Source organism: Allobosea sp. CER48 (assembly GCF_044752385.1).
Lineage (GTDB): Bacteria > Pseudomonadota > Alphaproteobacteria > Rhizobiales > Beijerinckiaceae > Allobosea.
In genome coordinates this window covers 1-2693 of record NZ_JBIWYK010000418.1, presented here as the reverse complement: position 1 = coordinate 2693, position 2693 = coordinate 1, and the positions used below count along the sequence as shown (strand labels likewise).

3 protein-coding genes are annotated in these 2693 nt (G+C 68.1%); all 3 read right to left on the bottom strand.

Features of this window, described 5'->3' with window-relative positions:
* Positions 1–75 precede the first annotated feature (75 nt).
* Positions 76–846 carry a TIGR02186 family protein gene (locus ACIPIA_RS13760; protein WP_400510361.1) on the bottom strand — a complete coding sequence of 257 codons (771 nt, stop codon included), beginning with the start codon at positions 844–846 and terminating at the stop codon, positions 76–78.
* Entirely contained in the window at positions 843–1772 is a 930-nt protein-coding gene (locus tag ACIPIA_RS13755; RefSeq protein WP_400510359.1) for a sulfite exporter TauE/SafE family protein, read from the bottom strand. The genes ACIPIA_RS13760 and ACIPIA_RS13755 overlap by 4 nt, the downstream gene beginning before the upstream one ends.
* 178 nt (positions 1773–1950) lie before the next feature.
* Positions 1951–2693: tetratricopeptide repeat protein (locus ACIPIA_RS13750; protein WP_400510358.1), on the bottom strand; the 743-nt coding region annotated here is incomplete at its 5' end.

The following is a 2693-nucleotide window of genomic DNA, read 5'->3' as shown; positions in this document are numbered from 1 at the left end:
CTGGAGCGGCTGGAAGCGGGCGCCAGCGTTCCCTTCCTGCCCTATGGCGGCTTGCTGGGCTGAGCGGCCTGCCGCTCAGTCGCGCCGGAAGATCACGCTTGCGCTCCAGCCGAGGAACAGCGCCAGCAGCACCGTGGCGAAGCCGTAGAACAGCGACCAGTCATAGGCCGCCAGGGCGAGCCGCTGCTCGATGCCCGTCTTGATCACCTCGAAATTGGTCTGCTGGCGGGCGAGGGGGACGCCGCCGGTATAGAGCACGATGTCGACGGTATAGGAGCCCGTCGGGGCGGTCGCCGCGATGTCGATCGGAGCGCTGAACAGGCTGTTCGACAGGAAGGTGACGCCGCGTTCCTCGTAGCCGTAGAGGCCTTTCGCCTGCATGATCCGGATCAGGCTTTCGCGAAAGCGGAGCGAGCCAGGATCGAGATCGACCCAGTTGCCTTGCGGTAATTCGGCATTGGCGAGGCCGATGCGCCCGCGCCGGGCCGTATCGGGGCTCATCATCTCCGTGATCGGCCGGTTGCTGGCGACGTGCAGGAAGACGGGGTTGTCCGGGAAACGGCGCTGCGTCCGGTTGATCCAGATCGGGCCGAGCCGCTCCTTCTCGCGCACCAGCAGCATGCGGCGGGGGCCGCGGACGGTGATGACGATGTCGTAGGGATCGCCCCGCGCGACCGTCCGCCCGTCGCGTTCGACCAGCCCGAAAACCGTCAGCTGGCTGCCGGTGTAGTTCGAGGTGATCTGGATCTGATGGCTGGACATCGCCGCGATCAGCGTCTCGGCGCGCAGGTTCGTCCCGGTGAACCCGGCGGCGAGCGCTGCGAGGAGGACGAGGAGGCGGATCATCGCGCACTCTCCGGCACGACGACGGAGAAGGGTTCGGTCGGCGGAATGAAGAGCTCGATGGCAAAGCGCAGGCCGACGGAGAGGATCAGCAGCGCCAGCAGCAGCCGGAAGGATTCGACGTTGAGGTTGCGCGCCGCACGGCCGCCGAACTGCGCGCCGATGACGCCGCCGACCAGCAGCAGCGTCGCCAGGATCAGGTCCACGGACTGGTTGGTGACGGCGTGCAGCACGGTCGCGCCCGTCATCGTCACCAGGATCTGGAAGAGCGAGGTGCCGACCACCACCGCCGGCGGAATCCGGAAGAAGTAGATCAGCCCAGGCACAAGGATGAAGCCGCCGCCGACGCCGAGCACGGCCCCGATGAAGCCGATGACGACGGCCAGCAGGGCGATCGGGAGCACACTGCAATAGAGGCCGGAACGATAGAAGCGCTGGCGGAAGGGCAGGCCCATCCACCAGGGATGCATGCCGCCGCGCCGCTTCAGCCGTGCGGGTTTGCCCGCCCTCACGCGCAGCATGGCGCGCAACGCGTCGTAGAGCATCAGCCCGCCGATGATCGAGAAAAGCGTGACATAGGACAGCGTGATGACCAGTTCGAGCTGGCCGAGGCGGCGCATGGTGTTGAAGAACAGGACGCCCAGCACGGTGCCGACGATGCCGCCGCTGACCAGCACCCCGCCGAGCTTGAGGTCGAGGGCCCTGCGCCGGAAATAGGTCAGCACGCCGGTCATCGACGAGCCCGCGACCTGCGCCGCCACCGTCGCGACCGCGACGGCCGGGGGGATGTCGAGGAAGATCAGAAGGGGCGTGAGCAGGAATCCGCCGCCGACGCCGAACAGGCCGGAGATGAAGCCGACCGCGCCGCTCAGGCCGAGCACCATCAGCACGCTGATCGGAAGCTCCGCGATCGGCAGGTAGATCTGCACGCTTATCCCTCGCAGGTCGATGCATCGCCATGGCTTGCACCGATTTGTCCCAGACTGAACCGCCCGGGTTAAGAGTTGTTGCTGAAATGGAAGACGGGCCGTTCCCGGCCCGCCCTAGAGGACTATCGTTTTTCCTGTCGCGTCAACACGTCGAAAGCATGACAGCGCGGCGTCCGGCTCAGATGCGTGCCGGCTTGGCGGGTTTCGCCGCCGCGGCCGTCGGGCCGGCGTCCCAGCCCTTCGCCGGCGCCGTCACCTCGTTGGCGACGGTGTCCAGGACGTTCGGCTTCCAGCTCGCGGCGGTCGCCTTGGCGGCGGCGAGTTCTTCCGGCTTCAGGCGCTGTGCGACCTCGTCTCGCTTGCGGGCGGCATCTTCATCCCCCTGGCTCGCGGCGACCGAGAACCAGACGTAGGACTGGTTGACGTCGGCCGTCGTGCCGAGGCCCCGCCCGAGCAGGACCGCAAGATTGTACTGGCTGTCGCGCACGCCGAGCTCTGCCGCGCGGCGGAACCACTCGGCTGCTGTGGCATAATCGGGTTTGCCGGTGATGCCTTCGGCATGGAGCACCGCGAGATTGTGCATGGCCTTGGCGTTGCCGCGCTCGGCCGCGCGCTGGTACCAGATCCGGGCAAGCGAGAGATCGCGCTGCGTGCCGATGCCCTTCTCGAACATGTTGCCGACCCGGAACTGGGCCGGAGCCAGCCCCGCGATGGCAGCGCGCTCGAACAGGCGCAGGGCGAGCTTGGCATCGCGCTGCGCTGCCGGCCCGTCGGCGGCCTTGCTGGCAAGTTCGTAGACCGCGCGGGCATCGCCGTCGAAGGCCGCCTTGCGCAGCCCGGCGCTGCCGAAGCCGGCCGGCAGATCGCCGACCCCGGTCACGGTCTGGACAGGGTCCGGCGTGGCGGTGCCGGTTCCGGACG

Coding starts and splice junctions, on each gene's coding strand:
- ACIPIA_RS13760 (WP_400510361.1), bottom strand. CDS start 846: ATGATCCGCCTCCTCGTCCTCCTCGCAGCGCTCGCCGCCGGGTTCACC.